Origin of the sequence: Sphingobacterium sp. BIGb0116 (assembly GCF_024808035.1) — a bacterium.
GTDB lineage: Bacteria > Bacteroidota > Bacteroidia > Sphingobacteriales > Sphingobacteriaceae > Sphingobacterium > Sphingobacterium paramultivorum.
On sequence record NZ_JANUDT010000005.1, the window covers coordinates 339,258 to 357,230 of the forward strand.

15 protein-coding genes and 1 tRNA gene are annotated in these 17,973 nt (G+C 38.8%); 6 read left to right on the forward strand and 10 right to left on the reverse strand.

Annotated features, from left to right (window positions below):
• Positions 1-31: 31 nt before the first annotated feature.
• Positions 32-1,972: an AAA domain-containing protein gene (locus M2419_RS14365; protein WP_235032906.1), complete on the reverse strand. Its 1,941-nt coding sequence runs from the start codon at positions 1,970-1,972 to the stop codon at positions 32-34.
• 187 nt (positions 1,973-2,159) lie between these two features.
• Here M2419_RS14365 and M2419_RS14370 point away from each other — a divergent pair, with 187 nt between their 5' ends.
• The 3 genes from M2419_RS14370 (at position 2,160) to M2419_RS14380 (ending at position 3,631) form a co-directional block, all read left to right on the forward strand.
• Positions 2,160-2,498 (forward strand): cupin domain-containing protein, encoded by a 339-nt coding sequence (locus tag M2419_RS14370; RefSeq protein ID WP_159728988.1) that lies wholly within the window; start codon positions 2,160-2,162, stop codon positions 2,496-2,498.
• A gap of 124 nt (positions 2,499-2,622) precedes the next feature.
• The gene (gene bla, locus M2419_RS14375; protein WP_159729137.1) at positions 2,623-3,324 is read left to right on the forward strand and encodes a BlaB/IND/MUS family subclass B1 metallo-beta-lactamase; all 702 of its coding nucleotides are present in this window, start codon (positions 2,623-2,625) and stop codon (positions 3,322-3,324) included.
• A gap of 233 nt (positions 3,325-3,557) precedes the next feature.
• A tRNA-Ala gene (locus M2419_RS14380) sits at positions 3,558-3,631 on the forward strand.
• 73 nt (positions 3,632-3,704) lie between these two features.
• Here the strand turns inward: M2419_RS14380 and M2419_RS14385 are convergent.
• On the reverse strand, positions 3,705-4,133 hold the full coding sequence (locus M2419_RS14385; protein WP_083663549.1) for a nuclear transport factor 2 family protein: 429 nt from the start codon (positions 4,131-4,133) through the stop codon (positions 3,705-3,707).
• A gap of 342 nt (positions 4,134-4,475) precedes the next feature.
• On the opposite strand from M2419_RS14385, the gene M2419_RS14390 reads away from it, so the two are divergent.
• On the forward strand, positions 4,476-5,678 hold the full coding sequence (locus M2419_RS14390) for a hypothetical protein (protein WP_228280351.1): 1,203 nt from the start codon (positions 4,476-4,478) through the stop codon (positions 5,676-5,678).
• Positions 5,679-5,681: 3 nt separating this feature from the next.
• Here M2419_RS14390 and M2419_RS14395 read toward each other — a convergent pair whose 3' ends face one another.
• Positions 5,682-6,806 (reverse strand): peptidoglycan bridge formation glycyltransferase FemA/FemB family protein, encoded by a 1,125-nt coding sequence (locus tag M2419_RS14395; RefSeq protein ID WP_159728990.1) that lies wholly within the window; start codon positions 6,804-6,806, stop codon positions 5,682-5,684.
• A gap of 260 nt (positions 6,807-7,066) precedes the next feature.
• Between M2419_RS14395 and M2419_RS14400 the strand changes: the two genes are divergently transcribed.
• Together M2419_RS14400 and ybaK are read left to right on the forward strand one after the other, a co-directional pair.
• Positions 7,067-8,728 carry a DNA polymerase/3'-5' exonuclease PolX gene (locus M2419_RS14400; protein ID WP_159728992.1) on the forward strand — a complete coding sequence of 554 codons (1,662 nt, stop codon included), beginning with the start codon at positions 7,067-7,069 and terminating at the stop codon, positions 8,726-8,728.
• 3 nt (positions 8,729-8,731) lie between these two features.
• Positions 8,732-9,208, forward strand: a complete 477-nt coding sequence (gene ybaK / locus M2419_RS14405) for a Cys-tRNA(Pro) deacylase (RefSeq protein WP_159728994.1) — start codon at positions 8,732-8,734, stop codon at positions 9,206-9,208.
• 1 nt (position 9,209) lies between these two features.
• Here ybaK and M2419_RS14410 read toward each other — a convergent pair whose 3' ends face one another.
• From M2419_RS14410 to hppD, 7 genes are all read right to left on the reverse strand, one after another.
• Positions 9,210-9,977, reverse strand: coding sequence for a methyltransferase domain-containing protein (locus M2419_RS14410; protein WP_259255289.1), 768 nt, complete (start codon positions 9,975-9,977; stop codon positions 9,210-9,212).
• A gap of 42 nt (positions 9,978-10,019) precedes the next feature.
• The gene (locus M2419_RS14415; RefSeq protein WP_259255290.1) at positions 10,020-11,003 is read right to left on the reverse strand and encodes a lipoate--protein ligase; all 984 of its coding nucleotides are present in this window, start codon (positions 11,001-11,003) and stop codon (positions 10,020-10,022) included.
• Positions 11,004-11,135: 132 nt separating this feature from the next.
• Positions 11,136-12,140, reverse strand: a complete 1,005-nt coding sequence (locus M2419_RS14420; RefSeq protein WP_159729000.1) for a glutathione synthase — start codon at positions 12,138-12,140, stop codon at positions 11,136-11,138.
• A 13-nt stretch (positions 12,141-12,153) separates the two neighbouring features.
• Complete coding sequence (locus M2419_RS14425; RefSeq protein ID WP_259255291.1) at positions 12,154-13,986, reverse strand: flavohemoglobin expression-modulating QEGLA motif protein; 1,833 nt, start codon at positions 13,984-13,986, stop codon at positions 12,154-12,156.
• On the reverse strand, positions 13,976-14,755 hold the full coding sequence (locus tag M2419_RS14430; RefSeq protein ID WP_259255292.1) for an N-formylglutamate amidohydrolase: 780 nt from the start codon (positions 14,753-14,755) through the stop codon (positions 13,976-13,978). The genes M2419_RS14425 and M2419_RS14430 overlap by 11 nt, the downstream gene beginning before the upstream one ends.
• Positions 14,756-15,573: 818 nt before the next feature.
• Positions 15,574-16,860 carry a Glu/Leu/Phe/Val dehydrogenase dimerization domain-containing protein gene (locus M2419_RS14435; protein WP_228280317.1) on the reverse strand — a complete coding sequence of 429 codons (1,287 nt, stop codon included), beginning with the start codon at positions 16,858-16,860 and terminating at the stop codon, positions 15,574-15,576.
• The gene (gene hppD / locus M2419_RS14440; RefSeq protein ID WP_153846175.1) at positions 16,832-17,959 is read right to left on the reverse strand and encodes a 4-hydroxyphenylpyruvate dioxygenase; all 1,128 of its coding nucleotides are present in this window, start codon (positions 17,957-17,959) and stop codon (positions 16,832-16,834) included. The genes M2419_RS14435 and hppD overlap by 29 nt, the downstream gene beginning before the upstream one ends.
• Positions 17,960-17,973: the final 14 nt, after the last annotated feature.

Below are 17,973 nucleotides of genomic sequence, written 5' to 3' on the forward strand. Positions count from 1 at the left end.
GATGCCACTTCCTATGAAGTGGCATCTCGCGTTATATTGCTGAAATATCCCATTCCCACACACTATGATAGTGCCCTATCGACTCGGTATAGGCTATAAATTCTCGGTAAAACGGATGTGAACCTATTGTAGCACTATCTCCAATAACAAGCAGTTTCTTCTTAGCCCTCGTCATTGCCACATTCATCCGGCGAACATCAGACAAAAAACCAATCTGCTGTTCGGCGTTACTTCTTGTCAAACTGATATAAATAACATCCTTCTCCTGTCCTTGAAAACTGTCTATTGTCTGTATTTTAATCAAGTCATTAAAAGGTCGTAGCGCGTCTTCCCCATCCAATACCTCCTTCAATAAAGTGGCCTGCTTTCGATAAGGTGCGATCACCCCGATGCTCAGGCTTTCATTTAGGCTCAAGGAAGCTTTCCAAGCCCCAATATGGTCGTTCAGATGGGCTTTAATAAAATGAGCTTCTCCTAGATTGAAAATTGCGCCGTCACTTTCTGTTTCTTCAAACCCCGCTCCCGCTGTATCGATAAATAAGACCGGCTCGGTATCCACTGCTAAGCTCCACTGTGCCACTGTACTATCTGCTCTCAACAAACCATTATACAAGGCTGCGGACGGGTATTCCATAATTTGTTCATTCATGCGATACTGCACATCTAACAAAGAAACTAATTGCGGATTATGGTCCACCAATTTTTCGAATAATGTATGACTCAGACCATGGTTAGATACCCTACTAGATTTTACTGTTGGAGGTAATTGATTGTGATCACCGGCCAAAATAAGCCGATGTGCCTTTAATATCGGTATCCAGCAAGCAGGCTCCAATGCTTGTGCGGCCTCATCAATAATGACTGTTTCATAGCTGCGATTGCGAATAACCTCATGATTCGATCCAACCAAAGTTGCAGTGATTACCTGGGATTTATCCAAAACATCTGCACTGATAAAATCCTGAATCTTATCGACATCTTTTCTGATTCGATGGGCTTCATCAAACAATGCTTTTCTTTGCTCCCGCTCAGCCTTTCCAAAATTACGCTTATATTTTTGAGCCATCTCTGTATACGTCCGCACTTGCTTTTGAAGTGTTTTAATATCCTTATTTGCGGGATGTCGATCAATCTTTGCATCGAGTGTCAATTCTTGAAGATGTTCCGAAACCTTAACGGGGTTTCCTATTCTTGTTACTGCAACTCCAGCAGCGTCTAAACGTTCGGTTAACAGATCAACGGCCGTATTGCTCGGCGCAACAACCAATACTTGCTTGTTGTATTGTTTTAGCAATGCCCTCACGGCCTGAACCAATGTTGTTGTTTTCCCTGTCCCCGGCGGCCCATGCAAAAGAGCCACAGTACTTGCTTCCAATAGCTGTTGGATCGCTTTATTTTGCCCCGTATTTAAACTGGGATGCTCATAGAATTTTCCAATAGATTCAGTTGGAATCACCTCTTCACCGATTAATCTTCTCACAAAACTACCTTGCTTTGCATCACGGCTCAATTCCTTTCCTTTCTCCAATGCATTGAACATCTCCCGATAGGAATACTCATCAAATAACAAATCAACACCAAGCTTCCCTCTTCTGCTCCATTCTGGAAGTTCATCGACACGAAATGAAATTCGCATCCCGTCCCTATTGATCGCAGATATGATGCCCTCTATTCGATCTCGGTCGGGATCGTGATTTGAGAACAGGCAAACTGGCATACCAAAGCGAAACTTATGTTCGACCTCATAATGATTTGTTCGATTTAAATTAACGGACAAATAGTCTCCTCTTCCAAGCTCCGTATCTGTTATCTGAATCGGAAACCAGGTGACACCTTGCATTCTTCGTTCATTCAAACTACTTTTCAACAACAAATTTTCATGTTGTAATCGATCAAATTGCTGCTCTTCTTGTAATAAAGTAATAAGCTCGTCGAAATAATTCATCGTGTAATATACATATTGCTCAGGCACAAAATAACTGTTTTTTCACTTATTTGAGTCTTTTGGTTTTTAATTCGCCACATCTTTTATCAAATTTTGCAAAGCAAGTTGATATTCTACAAAAGAAGCAATGGATCTAGCCGTAAATTCATATTTATTTGCTATAATTGAAAAACAGAGCATTTTTCAATCGAAACATCCATAAATCAATAATTAGATGAGCGAAATATTCTTACACGACAGCGAGCAGCAATGGACAGACCTCGGCGAAGGCGTTATGCGAAAAATACTCGTTTTTAATGATGAACTCATGCTCATGAAAGTTCGTTTTAAAAAAGGAGCCATCGGTGCCCTTCATCAACACCCCCACACACAGATTTCTTATGTTAGTGCAGGAAAATTCCGATACCATATTAATGGTGTCGACAGCATCCTAACTGCAGGCGACTCTTGTATCATTGATTCACAATTGATTCATGGATGTGAATGTCTTGAAGAAGGAGAACTGATCGATTCGTTCACTCCTTATCGCGAAGACTTTGTTCAGTCTACCTAAAAAATGTATTAATAAGGTCTTGAAAAAATAATAATCATTTTGTTCTAACGTTAATGCTATAACATTCAAAAATATGATCTCACTTTTTTCACCCTATATTCGCACAAAACTCGTTGGTTTGTGCATGAGCATTGGTTTACTCGGTCTTTCTCCATCTCTACAAGCGCAAGAAAAACCTCTTTTAATAGAGAAGATAAATCCGCAACTGTATCTTTACACGACCTTTAATACATTTGGAGGCACCAAATATGCTGCTAATGCTGTATATCTAATTACGAAAAAAGGCATTATCCTCTTTGATACACCATGGGATTCCACACAATATCAACCCTTATTGGACAGTATCAAACAAAAACATAATTTACCCGTCATTGCCGTTTACGCGACACACTGGCACGAAGACCGGGCAGGTGGCTTTGCTTATTACAACCGCATTGGAATTCCAACCTATGCAACAAAAATGACGAACGACCTGCTAAAGGCAAATCACAAAGCCCAGGCCACTCATCTTGTTTCCACCAATAAAACCTACAGCGTCGGCGGACAGTCTTTTGTTTTGAACTTTTTTGGTGCCGGACACTCCATGGACAATGTTGTTGTCTGGTTTCCCGAATATAAGATCCTAGATGGTGGTTGTTTTATAAAAAGCTCCGAAGCCCAAGATCTAGGATTTACGGCAGATGGGGATATAAAATCCTGGAAGCCATCCCTAGCGAGGTTATTGGCAAAATATCCTAAAATTAACATGGTTATTCCTGGCCATGATGCCTGGAAAGATAAAGGTCAGATAAAGCGAACCGAAGCTCTTCTTACAGAAAAACAATAATACATCTGGATGAGCGTAAGTAGGTAGGTCTTAAGATATCTTCGTTAAACGTACTTGTTTTTCAATAGGATTGAAATATCTTGAAACAGACAAACATACAGATCCTTGATTCTAAAGTATTTACACCATAAAAAAAAGCGACTAAATAACATGCGTAGAAAAATATGTAGAAAAATAAAAAAGAGGCTTTGTTTATCCAAAAAAGTACTATCTTAGCGACACCAAATAAAGCTGGGGCATTAGCTCATTTGGCTAGAGCGCTTCGCTGGCAGTGAAGAGGTGATCAGTTCGAATCTGATATGCTCCACAAAAAAAGGGTACTTACTCTATTCTAAATACCCTTTTCTTATTTTTAATCGACCAGTTTTGACGGCAAATTCTTATTTATAAGAGTTTACAGATTTAGAAATTTTCCAGGTTCCGTTTTCTTTAACAAGTGTGATCAGATCTGTTTTCGCAAAACCATCAAATTGCATCGTAACTTTCGCTATTGCATAATCAGGTAATTCTTCAACGATCTGTGTTGTTGTTCTGCAGTTCATCTTGATTCCTTTTTGTTTTTTCAAAAATTCAATCATCTCATGACGGCTATGTTTCAAATCTTGTTTACCGCAAATTTTTTGGTCAAAATCAGCTGTAAAAAGCTTGTCCAAATTAGCTACTTGACCTTCGGTCATTGCACCAACGTATTCATCGATGGCTAAATCAGCAGTAATTAAATTGCGTTCTTCTGGCTTAACTGAAGCCATTGAGCAAGTAGAGATTGCAATCATTGCCGCTGCTACAAATGTTTTTACTAAAGTTTTCATATCTTTTTCAATTTTATAATGTATTAGTATATTTTCTTATTTTATTGTCGCTTACTATATAAATTTGTTGCGTACTTTTTTTATTTATTTTCTGATTCAAAGTTAAGACAACTCATATATTGATTTCATTACATTTAGATTAACATTACATTAAAATCGGTAAATGATATTTTTTTCTAGGCGAATGAAATTTCCAATCAATTCTCTTTATAGCCAAAACGTGACAGAATGAATAAATTATTGGTTTGAATATTGTTATTCTGTCTATTTCCTGCTAGATTGCATTCTTTCATGACACACTACGATAGCGCATACCTTTTTTATATTAAATGGTCTATTTTGATGGTTCTACTTGTACTTGCCGATACTGCATATGCACAACGTCCCGTCAATGAAATAGAAACCACCAAACATCTCGCTGATACAAGTAAACAACGGGACCTGATTGATATTGGAAAAGAAATATTAAATATCAAGCCACCCCAAACTGTCGATAGTACAGGAAAGAAAATCTATTTTTCCTTTTTACCCTTTTCGACAAATGTTCCTGGAGGAGGGCATGCTTTAATTACAAGTACAACCGCAGGATTTTATTTAGGAGATCGTTCCGATACCTATATGTCCAAAATGACATTTACTCCCTACACAAATTTTGGCAAACGATTTGGTCTGCCAATCCGTTCTTACATTTGGTTAAAAGAGAATGCATGGGTGATTGATGGCGATATCCGCCTACTAAAATACCCGCACGAAACTTGGGGAATTGGCAAAGAGCATCATGGCGACCAGCAGATTAATTTAGATTACACCTACTTTCGTTTATACCAACATGCATTAAAAAGAATTCATGGGGGCCTTTTTATGGGAATTGGTTATGACCTGGATTATAGAATGAATATTAAGTCTACGAGCAATACCAAGCTCGAAGACTACACTTCCTACCCTTATGGAACAGATTTAAAAGACAATACCATGTCTTCAGGAGTCAGCTTCAATTTAATTTACGATACACGCGCCAATTCGATCAATACTTGGTCGGGTAACTATGCCAATTTACAGTTCCGTGTAAATCCGACATTTTTAGGAAGTGATCAGAATTGGAAATCGCTATTTCTTGAAGTTAGACGATACCATAGGCTTACCCAAGACCGAAACCGCCAAAATATGATTGCCATAAGAAGTTTCTTCTGGACCGTATTTAATAGTAAAGCGCCCTATCTTGATCTTCCTAATTTAGGATGGGATCCATACAATAGTTCGGGAAGAGGCTTTCCAGTCAGCCGTTTTCGTGGCAAATCACTTTACTATTTAGAAACGGAATATCGTCGTGATATCACCCAAAATGGCTTATTTGGATTTGTTGCATTTATGAACTTTACGACATTAAACGGGCCAAAGAATTCCATGTTCGAAGACTGGAACGTCGGCACTGGTGCTGGTGCACGAATTAAGTTTAACAAAAACTCGGGCACCAACATTGGAATCGACTATGGTATCAGTAAGAATCACCGCGGCGTTAGACTCACCTTGGGTGAGGTCTTCTAATTTCTAACTCAAATGATAGCTCTGGTTTTTAAACTCCATTGAAGCATAGTACTGATATTTCCTATTGTCCAAGGGATAATCCCAACAGCCCATACGGTGGTAGATTTCACCACCAAATCCTGTTTTGAAACGATAAAGTCCATATAAAGGGTGTGAAGGATCTGCGTGTGGCGATACTCCAAAGAAATCATATTCTGTACAACCTTTTTCTTTCGCAAGCTGCATCGCACGCCATTGCAAAGCGTATGTCGCCATATAATTACGATTTTCGGAAGCAGAAGCTCCGTATAGATAAGTCCCCCGATTTGCCGCAATTACCAAAAACATAGCGGCCAAAGGCTTGCTATCCACTTCGGCTACTAAAAGATATACATCTGCGGGAGATAATGTATCACTTGCCCTTGCAGAAAGAACGATCTTAAAATAGCTTATATCATGTAAGAAAAAGTTGTTTCGAAGAGCTGTCTGCCGATAAAGCTCATACCAAATCTCCAAACTTTCAAGTCCCAGCGAATGCACACGTACTCCTTTTCGCTCTGCTAAATTAATATTATATCGAGTCTTAGATTTCATATTTCCAAGCAACATATCCTCACCCTTTCTAAGATCCATAAAAATAGTATTGGAAGGCAGTATATCTGTATTGGCTTTATGAAAGTTCCAGTTTTCTGTATTAAAATTAAAGCGCATTTCCTGAATACGTTTCTCCGGCACCCCTAGCCAATTGCCATGAAGGTCATAACAATCATCCTCTTTAGCCCAATGTGATTCCCAAGATAGATCATAGCGTATCATTATACAATTTGGTGGCAGATGGGAACGTAAACTCTCCGATAACTGTTCTAAAAAATAGCCCTGGTTTTCATCTGAAGGTTCAATCTCAGGTCCATAAGGTACATAGGCAATGCTATGTTCCTGATCTATGGCTTGTATGATAATTAATAGATCGCCGATAAAATAGGTATCGTCGTCGATCCCAACATACAGATCGGATTGTTTGGATTTAAAATTAAATGCCTTGGATTGTATACCTTGCATTTTTTTTACTGCAGACCAATAAGCAGTTTGTTGAATAATACCTGTTTTATAAAGCCCACTGATTTCTTTGTCACTAATGTCTGCTATCATGATATTTTACTATTTAATAGGGTTGTTTTTATAAGATATGCACAAAATAACCACAATTTTAACACCCAAAAACGGCAAACATAGCCAAAATGTTTGGTTAAGCGCATATGCATTTGTCACTTTGTTGTTAATTTCAAGAAATAGAGAAAAACAGGCATTTAAAGTAGCTTTTTTACATTATTTAACGCTATAATATCCGTATTTGAATTGTTATTTTGACCTAAAATTTAAGATATTTGTAGCTTAACAATTCAAATACGATGGACAATAAAGCGATCTCAAAAATTTTCAAATTATGTAGCCAATTGATGGAGCTTCACAACGAAAATCCTTTTCGAACAAAATCCATTGCAAGTGCCTCTTTTAAGTTGGACAAGCTACCTTTCCGTATTGACGAGGCTAGTCTTGAAGATTTGAGTGCACAGCCTGGAATAGGAAAAAGCACGGCTGAAAAAGCCAAAGAAGTCGCTGCTACAGGAACTTTCAAAGAGCTTGAGGAGCTTATTGAAAACACACCAGCCGGTATTATTGAAATGTTAAATATTAAGGGCCTTGGCCCTAAAAAGATTCAAATTATCTGGAAAGAACTCGAGATTGAAAGTGTCGGCGAATTACTTTACGCCTGTAATGAAAACCGTCTCGTAGAAGCAAAAGGGTTTGGTCTTAAAACGCAGGAAGACATCAAAAAATCCATTGAGTTTTCTATTTCCAACAAAGGATGGTTTTTATATGCGAAAGTGCTTCCGCTGGCAGAAAAATTTTTCAACGAATTGAAATTGCATTTCCCTTCTTCCCTGCTGTCATATACAGGAGATTTCAGAAGAAAATGCGAGGTTTTGAGCACCGTAGATCTTTTAATATCGGAAAGTATAGACAACGTCGAAAAATTCCTTGATGGACTTACTTTAGTGGAAAAAACAGAAAACTCCATAGAACTGACCGATGAATTGGGGTTTACTTTCAAAGTCTTCAGTAGCAATATCAATGATTTTTATCGCGACCTGATTCTTAGTACCGGATCCACTGCACATCTCGATCTCCTATTTAATATTCTACCAGATCTCCCTTCACTTTCCAGTGAAGAGGCCATTTACCGTAACTTGGGTTTAGATTATATTGAACCCGAATTACGAGAGGGGTTAGATGAAATAGTGCAGGCTCAAACGCATTCACTGCCAAAGCTGATTCAATACAAAGATCTCAGGGGAACACTCCACAATCACTCCACCTATAGTGACGGCGTACATAGCCTCGAGCAAATGGCATTACATTGTAAAGATGTCCTGGGGCTAGAATATTTGGGTATATGCGATCACTCGCGAACTGCAGTCTATGCCAACGGCCTCTCCATTGAGCGGTTGGAACAACAATGGAATGAGATTGCTACATTAAACGAAAAATTGGCTCCATTCAAAATTTTCAGGGGAATTGAATCCGATATTCTAGGTGACGGTTCATTAGACTATCCCGATGAGGTATTGGCTAAGTTTGACTTCGTTGTCGCCTCCGTCCACTCCAATCTGAAAATGGACGAAGACAAAGCCACAACAAGACTAATCAAAGCGATCGAAAATCCGTATACAACAATCTTAGGCCATCCAACAGGAAGACTATTATTAAGCAGAGCCGGATATCCGTTAGATTTTAAACGGGTAATCGATGCTTGTGCGGCAAATGGCGTTGTCATTGAGATAAATGCCAATCCTTTACGATTAGATCTGGATTGGAGATGGCACCGTTATGCAGTAGAGAAAGGAGTTTTACTTTCCATCAATCCCGATGCCCATCGTACAGAGGGATTGCACGATATGCAATATGGTGTATTGGTGGCTCAAAAGGGTGGTCTGCAAGCAAGCAACTGTTTGAATGCATACGCGCTAGATGCCATAACGACCTATTTTAATAAGAAAAAACAAGGCTAGGGTATGTCGAGTAAAACAAATGCTGTTCGGCTGTTGGACACGGCAAAAATAACGTATGAACTCAGAGCATATGAGGTAGACGAACAGGACGTCAGTGCTGAGCATGTCGCCCAAACCCTAGGTCTGTCACCCGAGAGACTTTATAAGACCTTGGTCTTAAAAGGCAACAAAGATCCTTATATTGTTGCCGTAGTTCCTGGAAATGCACAGCTCGACCTTAAAAAAATAGCGAAGGCCTCTGGGAATAAAAACTGTGAAATGCTCCCGATGAAAGACCTTTTAACGGTGACCGGCTATATTCGTGGTGGCTGTTCACCTATTGGCATGAAAAAACAGTTCCCAACCTTTATTGAAGAGGCCGCACAATTGGAGACAGCGATTTCGGTAAGCGCGGGAAAAAGGGGGCTTCAGATTATTTTAGCCCCAACAGACCTAGCGACGATTACAGCTGCCCATTGGTCCGATCTGATCGATATGTGAATTACCTTTTACGCCCATATAATAAAATGCGCTTGAAAGAATAGATCGCTGGAAATTTAGTAAAATGTTTTTTGATGCGTGTTTTAAATTCAGTTACAAACACAGACTTCTTATCTTCCTCCAATTGTTCCATGTAAGGAATCAAAGCAGACCCAGCAATAAAATTGTAAAGCATGTCTGCATCAGCAGCAATGAGTGGATATACACGAAGAGAAAGGTTTAATTGATCCAGGCCATTATCAAATAACAATTGCGCATAAGTATCCATATCCAATACCGAAGAAGGCCTATTCCAGCCCCTTAAATAGGATCGATAGGGTTCTTCCGTCGCCAATTCAAATAAAATTTTATTTAGTATATTTTCGGGCTGATAAGGCATTTGTATCGCCAATTGCCCGCCAACATTAAGCTTAGAAATAAGCTGAGGAAAAAGAACCTGATGATCTTCCAGCCATTGTAAAGCAGCATTACTGAATATAAGATCCCAGGTTTTTGGCTCTGCAAGGAAGTTCTCAACGGAACTTTGCCTAAATTTTAGACGTTCCGTTTCCAACTTATGACTTTTAGAAAGCATTTCCGCAGAAGAATCTACCCCAAGAAAGGTCGCTTGAGAAAATTGTTCGCTTAAGATAGCTGTCTGTTCACCTGTACCGCAACCTAAATCGACTGCATGTTCCATTTTATCGGCAGTAATTAGTTCAGATAAATCATAAAACGGTTTAAAACGAATATCTTTAAATTGATTGTATATATCTGGATTCCAAGGCATATATTTATTAATTAACACCCATATCGGGCAATACTACATTTTCTATTTAAACAAGGTAAGAATTTCTGCGGGTTCAACTTTACCAAAATACGTCGTCAAATCAATTGATTTCAATAAGGTATCAATCTCTCCTACCTCATGCTTTTCACCAATCAATAAATTTTCAAGTTCATGAATTGATCGGGATGCAAAAAAATCACCGAAAATTTTAGCCCTTTCAATGTATCCTTTATGTACATCCAAATGCAACTCGATGAATCCCGCGGGGATCTTAATTGCTTTTTTAAAATTATAATTTGGCGAAAAACCGAAGTTCCAATCCCATGTTTCATACTTCTCTTCGACCAATTTTTCTATATTTTCAATATCCAAAGCGGTAAACTCAATCATTTTGGCCGCCGGATTCTCAAGTTTTATTTCTTCAATCAGCAATTCCTTAAAATCTTCAGTCGTAAAACCAGCAGGTAAATATTCAATTAAATTTGTGACACGTGCGCGATTCGATTTTACCGCCTTATCTACAAACTTCAATGGATTGACCTTTAAAGCATCACTTAATACCTGCATCTGCGAATCAATCAATATCGTACCATGTTGAATCATCTTCCCATTTTTTGCAAGCTTGGCATTTCCACTAAACTTCTTCCCATCTACTAGGAGGTCATTTCTTCCTTCTAATTTTGCAGGGATATCCAATTTGTTCAAAATATGTACAATCGGCTGGGTAAAGGTCGAAAAATCCATAAAATCATGATTTCCCAATAAGGTATGAAAAGAAAAATTTAAGTTTCCAGCATCATGATAAACAGCACCACCACCAGACATTCGTCGCACAACCTTAATCTGATGATCGTTGACATAATCAAGATTGATTTCGGCCAAGGTATTCTGAAATTTACCCACGATAATTGAAGGGTCATTTACATAGAGTAAAAAAATATCCTCTTCCGGAAATTTACCCAATAAATACTCCTCTGAAGCGATGTTAAAATAGGCGTTGCGGGATGGAGAATCGATAATCAGCATATTTTTCTTTTTTCAAAAATAACAAGAATTTAATTCCTGTAATTCATTTCAAATTCATAATTACCGCAAATCATTAGCTTAGCAATCCCGCAGCGATTTCAACAACATCAATTTTCATCGATACAACTGTCATCAACCTCGTTTTCTGAAAGCAACTTTCTCCGCTAATTTTTCAATAATAAGCGCCGAAAAATCCTCTTTTACAATTTCTTCCGTCTGGCATAATGCACCCGGACTAAATACGTTGATTTCCATAATACGATCTCCTACCACATCCAAACCAACAAAATACATTCCGTCTTGAACTAATTTATTCCGGATCTTATCGACCATAAGCAATAACTCCGGTGAAATAATGGCTGCTTGGGTCTTTGCACCTTGATGCACATTGCTCCGAATCTCGTCCCCTTGTTGCACGCGATGAACAGCAGCATATTTACCATTAATCAAAATAGGCTCTCCATTTAGTAAAAAGAATCTGATATCACCGCGGGCAGCTTCCGGAAGATATTCCTGGCCAATCACATAACCATCTCGGGCAATAGCTTCTACAGTTTGCTTGAGGTTTTGCTGATTATCCTTATTGATTAAAAATACGTTTTTACCGCCGGACCCCTTCAAGGGTTTCAAAATAATAAGTTTATTCTGTTGTTCAAAAAATTCAATGACATCGGCATAGTTTCGGGTTACAATTGTTTTAGGTCGAATAGATTCATCAAATCCCTCGAGATATAACTTATTACTGGCCCGACTAAGGCTATCGGGATCATTGATAACCAATACACCTTTTTCTTTTAGGAGAGCGGCAAATTGTAGGGCTGAAGCGGCAGCCCAAGGTCGGCTAACCATATCGAGGACTGGATCAAATCGTAGCCAGACCACATCCATATCTTCCAAAATCATCTTCGTTTTTTCTGTTGCGCGCAATACTTCCATGAGGCTATTGGTAGAGGTAAGCATCTGATCAGGGAGTACTTTTCGCACATGGGCGGCAATATGGGCTGACTCATAGTAGAAATCGGCCAAGCCAATATAATAAATTTCATGTCCCATTTGATGGGCTTTCAATGCCAAAACAGTCGTCGTGAAACGAGCAGTTTCTTTATGGGTTTGGTTGATCACGAATGCTATCTTCATATAAAATATCTGATTACTGAATCATTTGAAATATTCCATTACTTTTTTTGAGATGTAACAAGGCATCCTTGTATGGATCCATTAGATACCTTGGTGTCAGGACCGGAGCCTTCAAGACGCCCTTTAACATGAGTTCTTCAACGATTGGTATATAATCTTCGCGGATTTTACCCATCGTCAACAGGGATAGATCTCGCCCGCTCTTGATATAATTAGTCAATTCGATTAAACCACTCAAGTATAATGCATCTTTGGTAAGCCCACCACTTCGATAGACCCGCATCGTCATTTGAAAAGCTGTTTCGGTCAAAAATTGGTACTTGTCTACCAATACTGAAAATGTATCAATAAATGAACTGCCCTGCTGCATGTGATGGACAGCGATAACTCTGCCTGCCAGAATACGTAGTCTATTATTTGTCAGGCCCCCCACCAAATACTCAGCAAGTACAGCGAGGCCTTCCTGAAGTTTTTCATAACCGGGAACCCCTAATCTAAAGAGACTGAACGGCTGTTGCTTCCCATTATAGTAAGTAACAATATGTGTACCGACCTCATGTTGAATCAATGCCTTTACCCTATTCCTTGGCAAACTATACTGCTTACTTATATTGAGTACGCCTTGATTTACCATCACGCCATAAATATCATCCCGTAGCCTCACTGTGGTGCCAAAGCTTGGATCTTGGTTTTTCAGATAATCCAATTCTTCCTGGGCGAGCTTAGCGAACTCTTCGGCATAGACAATATCCTCTTCTTTCGTTCTCACTTCTCGATCCGTTGTCGTAATTGTCAAAATTGCCTGAGCCTTTTCCAACAATTTTTCATTGACAGTACCAAAAACCTGCATACTGCCCAACAAAAATCCTTCTTTTCCCCGCTCACTCAACATGGTCATCATCTGATCAAGCTCCTTGCGTTTATCACGAAACAAATAAGCAATGGAAGGATCAAATAAATCTTCGATATGCAAGTTATAGAGGTTTCTCTTGATAATATCTGGATCAATAGGCATGGGCCTATATCGAAACACAGGAGTTTTTCGGTAATTCCCCTTCTTAAATTGCTGCCAGGCATCGTAAGAATTTGTTGGTGTAACCAATAATAAAAAATCAAATCGTTGGCTTTCCCGCGCTAACTTCTGATCAATCTCCCAAGCTAAAGGAAGCATCTTTTTAGGCTGGCTTATTTTAAATGCCGTAGGTTTAGATAAGGTATGTATACGTATGAATTCAAAGAATGTTTTCGACAGACTCCTGGATATGGCTTCACGGAAATGACGCAGATCGATCGGTAAAATTTGCTGATCTACCCCTAAAAGGTATTTCGGTTTTATCTCCAGCCCCATGTAAAATATATTGGTGTTCAGATTATCCAACTGTACACTCGAAGGGGATAAACTTTGCGTTGCATTTGTTTTGGAATCTGTCAGTATCTCCACTTTGGAAATCGATTCTTCTGTTGTCAGTTGCTTACCTAGATACTGAGCGATAGCCTGTACATTTTTCCGCGCAATATGAATTTGAATATCTTCCTCCTGTGTTGAATCTGCTGCCCAAGCTTCAATAATCAAACAAGCACCAAACTCTTCGACAAGTTGATTGAGGATTGGAGCGATCCATTCAGAAACATTCATCTGCGGATCTCTTACCCTAAAATAAGCTGGTTCTGATTTAACCAACTCTGCCAGCATAGGATCTTGACTAAAAAACTGTCTGTATAAAAACAGATAAGGAACAACTTGATTAAATACCAGCTTGTTTTTTGGCGGAATCTGTACGTGGAAAACCTCCTTATTTTTGATCATTTTTAAAATGCCAGCAAGTTGTTTCGCATTATCTTTCATAGGCAAAATAATTTTCCAGTGTTCCAATGCTGTGCAAGAGAAGTTGTTTATACTCCTGAAGCTTTTGCGGATATACTTCCCCAGTCCATTCGTCCATAAAGTCTTTCCGAAATTCGATAGAAAAAATACAGCCTTTATCACCAAACTTATCATTCAAATACGCAGAAAGGAATCCGCCCTTAAACTTTACATTCTCACGGACGTCGTAAACTTGTCCATCTTTTCCAGTCTGTAGTGCTTCCAAAACCTGATCAGTCAGCGTTCGCCATTTTTTGTGATTATGTTGTGTCCCAATATTGATCTGAGGGTCGGTTGCATTGTTCAAACTGGTTTCAGCCCCACCGCGACGCATATTATAACTATGAATATCATACATGATAAAATAGCCATAACGATCAATCGTGCGCTGAATCGCTTGGCTTATTTCATCATATATGCCATCATAGACTGCATACAGCTGATCTTTTAGTTCATTGGGTAGATCTGTTCGCCATACCCGCATCCCCCAAGATTGCTCTGGTGTAAGATAAATAGCATCTTCTCGTTTTCGATTAAGATCCAGTTGAAACCTGGAGGTTCCAGATACAAATCGATTACAAGGTAATTCGGCCAAAATAGCCGTATAAGGATCCTCTTCGCGTAATCGTTCCTCGTCTGCAATATTTATGTAGGGCATCAAATGCGCATCGACCTGATGGCCATCATGAATGGCAAAAGCCCAAAATGGGCTATCGTAATTTTCAAATTGATAGCGATATGTTAAAGACATGTACCTTTTTTTAAACAGTTTACGTCAAATAGACAGCATTGATTGCTGACCTTTTTGTTTAGATAAACGCTTATGAGCAACAAAAGGTTTGAAAATTAACTGGATTGTCTTGAGAATTAGGGGCTCCCCTTCTTATCCGAAAAGATGCTGTTAAAAATCGTTAAACAGCTAACGGGGTCAGCACATTGGCATCCTTCTTGAATATTATTTTGTAGTTTCATAAATTTAGGTTAATAATTTAGTTAGTTTATAAAAAACCTGTTAGTCCCCGCTAACAGGTTTTTTATTTCCCCTAAAAAGAAAACAAAATAAATAGTAGTACATTTTATTGAAAATCAATAGCAAATAGTCAAAAAATGTTAAAAAGTAAAAAAAACTATAATCGGTTGAAACATTTTTTGAACTTACTACGTTATATAGGTACTTTTCATAAATTTAGGTTAATAATTGGTTAGGAAAACTCCTGTTGCTCCCCGCTTCGGGAGTTTTTGTTTATCAGCACTTTAAGGCAAATAAAAAACAAAAAATTTCATCAAGTGGGCCAGTATTTGAAAACTATACAAAGAAATTTGTTTTTAGTCTACCCCGTTTTGATCTTTCAACAAAACTTCAAAAAAATCAAATTTCAGGCAGAAATTTTAATAACAAAAAAATGACAATATGTTCATGCTAAGAAAATAAGTTTTGGCATAGGTATTGCTATGTTTTAAGCATTCATAAATTTAGGTTAATAATTGGTTAGTTAAAACACTTGAAGTTCCCCGCTTCAAGTGTTTTTTTTATAGCGTTATAGCAAAAGCAAATTAGAATTTAGCCTCTTATTGTTCGTTATCGGTTTCCACCAACTGTTTCAATGCAAGCTCATATGCTCTCGATGATATATGCGTCCTTTTGGAAGAAACCGACCTAATTTTCTTTAATGCTTCAAAAATTACGCTGGAAACATCAGAAAAAATTGCATCATCACTAATTTCGATATTACGTTGCATTAAATAAGCAAATACTCTCGCCATACCACAATTGGCAATAAAGTCAGGTATAACCGCAACATGCTGATCTGCGAATTCCATAACAGGCCCATAAAATATTTCTTGATCTGCAAATGGTACATTGGCACCTGAAGCGATCACCTCAAGCCCATGATTTATCATGTGTTGGATCTGATCCTTTGACACTAAGCGGGAGGCCGCAGCAGGCACAAAAATATCCGTTTCCAGGCTCCATATTTCTTTCTGTATCTGATCAAAAGAAATCAAATCCGGAGAACAAAGCTCATTGCCTTTGCGCTCTAAAAACAAACGGGTAATATCTTCCTCTCCAAATCCTTCCGGATTGATCAGTCCGCCGACTCGATCAATTATACCAACTATTTTTACACCAAGTTTAGACAGATAAAATGCCGCAGCGGCAGCAACATTACCCCAACCTTGAATTACCGCTCGCTTCCCAAAGCAATTTTCGCCAAAAAGTTCATAATAATGACGAATTGACTCTGACACGCCATATCCCGTGATCATATCTGCCACTTTGTACTTGCGCTTCAGATCTGGGCTGTAGGAGCTATCTTCCAATACTTTGGAAACCCCATAACGCAATTGTCCAATTTGATGAATACGATTGCTTTCATTCACCTTAAAGTGACCATTCAAAATTCCTTCTTGTGGATGCCATAGTCCATATTCTTCCGTCAACGGGATTACATCATGAATTTCATCAATATTCAAATCTCCACCTGTCCCATAATAGTTTTTCAATAGCGGTGTGACAACCTTAAACCAACGTTCTAAAACTTCATTTTTCCTTGGGTCATGTGGGTCGAAATCAATTCCAGATTTTGCCCCCCCTATTGCAGGGCCAGATACCGTAAATTTGACCTCCATTGTTTTTGCCAAAGATTCTACCTCATGCCTATCCAATCCAGCCCGCATTCGGGTCCCCCCGCCAGCAGCACCTCCACGTAAGGAATTGATAACAATCCATCCCCTGGCATCAGTTTCACTATCTTTCCATTCGAAAACAATTTCCGGACTTTTATGCTCAAAAGCCCGCAATAATTCCTTCATCCCTTCCATACTTCTATAAGTTTCCTCGGCGTTCTTGTTCACGTTCTATTGCTTCAAAAAGAGCCTTAAAATTTCCTGCGCCAAAACTTTGTGCCCCCTTACGTTGGATGATTTCATAAAATAAAGTCGGTCTATCCTCTACCGGTTTTGTAAAAATTTGTAGCAAATAACCTTCTTCATCACGATCAACTAGAATACCCAGTTCTTGGATGATCCGTATCTCTTCATCAATTTTTCCAACTCGTTCGGGCAACATATCGTAATATGCTTCGGGAGGAGCACCCAAAAATTCTACCCCCCTTGCTTTAAGTTCCCGCACGGTGGCCACAATATCTTTGGTTGCTAGAGCCGCATGCTGTACACCTTCACCCTCATAAAATTCAAGGTATTCTTCTATCTGCGATTTTTTCTTTCCTTCGGCAGGCTCATTTATCGGAAACTTAACAAAACCATTTCCATTGCTCATCACTTTACTCATCAAAGCTGAATATTCTGTATTAATTTGCTTGTCATCAAAAGATAAAATATTGACAAACCCCATCACATCCTGATACCATTTTACGGTTTCATTCATCTTATTCCAGCCAACATTACCCACACAATGATCAACATAAAGCAGTCCAGTTTCCGTTGGATTGTAATCGCTTTCCCATTTTTCATATCCTGGCATAAACGGGCCAGAATAATTGCGGCGTTCAACAAACATGTGGACCGTTTCGCCATAGGTATAAATGCCTGCGGTCCAAACTTCTCCATTTTCATCCTTCAGAAGTTGTGGTTCCTGATAGACTTTCGCCCCTCTATTTGTTGTTTCTTCAAATGATTTTCGTGCATCATCTACCCAAAGCGCCAATATTTTGACACCATCACCATGTTTTTTAACATGTTCTGTTATAGGGTGGTCAGATTTCAACGCTGTGGTAAGCACTAAACGTATTTTATTTTGTTTTAACACGTAAGATACCCGGTCTCGAACGCCTGTCTCAGGTCCGGCATACGCATCCGACTGGAAACCAAAAGCTGTTTTGTAATAATGTGCGGCCTGTTTGGCATTGCCAACATAAAATTCAATATAATCTGTGCCATTAATAGGTAGAAAATCTTGCGCTTGGGCAATCTTTTCTGCAAATGTATTTGCCATAATTTATATAAAGG

Coding starts and splice junctions, on each gene's coding strand:
- M2419_RS14420 (WP_159729000.1), bottom strand. CDS start 12,140: ATGAAGATAGCATTCGTGATCAACCAAACCCATAAAGAAACTGCTCGT.
- M2419_RS14415 (WP_259255290.1), bottom strand. CDS start 11,003: ATGCTGATTATCGATTCTCCATCCCGCAACGCCTATTTTAACATCGCT.
- ybaK (WP_159728994.1), top strand. CDS start 8,732: ATGTCGAGTAAAACAAATGCTGTTCGGCTGTTGGACACGGCAAAAATA.
- M2419_RS14370 (WP_159728988.1), top strand. CDS start 2,160: ATGAGCGAAATATTCTTACACGACAGCGAGCAGCAATGGACAGACCTC.
- M2419_RS14390 (WP_228280351.1), top strand. CDS start 4,476: ATGGTTCTACTTGTACTTGCCGATACTGCATATGCACAACGTCCCGTC.
- M2419_RS14425 (WP_259255291.1), bottom strand. CDS start 13,986: ATGAAAGATAATGCGAAACAACTTGCTGGCATTTTAAAAATGATCAAA.
- hppD (WP_153846175.1), bottom strand. CDS start 17,959: ATGGCAAATACATTTGCAGAAAAGATTGCCCAAGCGCAAGATTTTCTA.
- M2419_RS14395 (WP_159728990.1), bottom strand. CDS start 6,806: ATGATAGCAGACATTAGTGACAAAGAAATCAGTGGGCTTTATAAAACA.
- bla (WP_159729137.1), top strand. CDS start 2,623: ATGAGCATTGGTTTACTCGGTCTTTCTCCATCTCTACAAGCGCAAGAA.
- M2419_RS14385 (WP_083663549.1), bottom strand. CDS start 4,133: ATGAAAACTTTAGTAAAAACATTTGTAGCAGCGGCAATGATTGCAATC.
- M2419_RS14400 (WP_159728992.1), top strand. CDS start 7,067: ATGGACAATAAAGCGATCTCAAAAATTTTCAAATTATGTAGCCAATTG.
- M2419_RS14430 (WP_259255292.1), bottom strand. CDS start 14,755: ATGTCTTTAACATATCGCTATCAATTTGAAAATTACGATAGCCCATTT.
- M2419_RS14410 (WP_259255289.1), bottom strand. CDS start 9,977: ATGCCTTGGAATCCAGATATATACAATCAATTTAAAGATATTCGTTTT.